1 protein-coding gene is annotated in these 1237 nt (G+C 31.8%); it reads left to right on the plus strand.

Going from position 1 to position 1237, the window contains the following annotated elements; genetic code table 11:
* Positions 1-212: 212 nt before the first annotated feature.
* Positions 213-1205, plus strand: coding sequence for an IS110 family RNA-guided transposase (locus JS605_RS17415; protein WP_203259005.1), 993 nt, complete (start codon positions 213-215; stop codon positions 1203-1205).
* Positions 1206-1237: the final 32 nt, after the last annotated feature.

The raw sequence follows: 1237 nt of genomic DNA on the forward strand, positions 1-1237 counted from the left end.
CGGCTCTTAGGTTTGTAAAATGATTTTATATTAATTTTCCAAAAGATAAGGATGGGTGAACTTTCCTGCCGGCTAGATTTAAAGATCCATTGCCTGTATTAGTCCCATCCTCTGCTTTTGGCGCGTCTCAGACCATTTAGAATTTTAGATATTAAGATCTATTAAGAGTCTTAGTCTTAGACGTTTTTTATTAATGTTCAAACAAATTTACAATGAAAAATGAATTTATCGGTATCGACGTATCAAAAAACACTCTAGAAGTACATTTATATTATATGAACAGAGCTCGGCTATTTAAGAATGATATAGAAGGAAGGCAATCTTTGATTGACTGGGTTATTAAGATGACCAATCTTAAATCAATTAAGCTTAGGTTTTGTTTAGAGCACACAGGGATTTATTCACAAGCCTTTTGTGAGCTTTTAGAAGAAATGAATATAACTTACTACCTTATATCTGGACTAGAACTAAAACGCTCAATGGGTATTAAAAGAGGTAAAAACGATAAGGTAGATGCTCAAAGAATTGCCCAATACGCGTATTTAAGAAGAGATAGTCTTGTTGCCTATAAAATGCCAGAGCAAACAGTTATAACACTTAAAAAACTATTAAGTCAACGTGCAAAGATAGTTCGTCAAAGAGCTGGTTATAAAGCATTAATTAATGAACAAAAACAAATGTATCCATCAGCTGAAAAGTCAATTGTAGTAGAGTCTTCTCTGGCAATAATAGATTTTTTTACTTTGCAAATTAGGTTAATAGAAAAAGAAATCACTTTACTAATAAAATCAAACCAAGAAATATTAAAAACTTATGGCAACATAAAAACGATAAAAGGAGTTGGACCAATATTGGCAGCGACAATGATAGCCTATACCAATAATTTTAAGTCGTTCCAGAACTGGCGAAAATTTGCATGTTATGCAGGTATAGCTCCATTTGAACATAGTTCTGGAACTAGTTATAGAGGAAAAACAAGAATAAGTGCTTTAGGTAATAGAGAATTAAAAACTATTCTGTCATTAGCTGCAGCAACAGCTACTTTACATGACGCACAATTAAAATTATATTACCATAAACGATTAAAAGAAGGAAAGAATAAAATGTCAACACTTAATATTATTAGAAACAAAATTGTTAGCAGAATCTTTGCTGTAGCAAAAAGACAAACACCTTATGTGGAAACCTTTAAATTTGCAGCATAAAAATTAGGATAAACCTTAGAATACAGGCAGGC

It is taken from the genome of Hyunsoonleella ulvae, assembly GCF_016827605.1.
Taxonomy (GTDB): Bacteria; Bacteroidota; Bacteroidia; order Flavobacteriales; family Flavobacteriaceae; genus Jejuia; species Jejuia ulvae.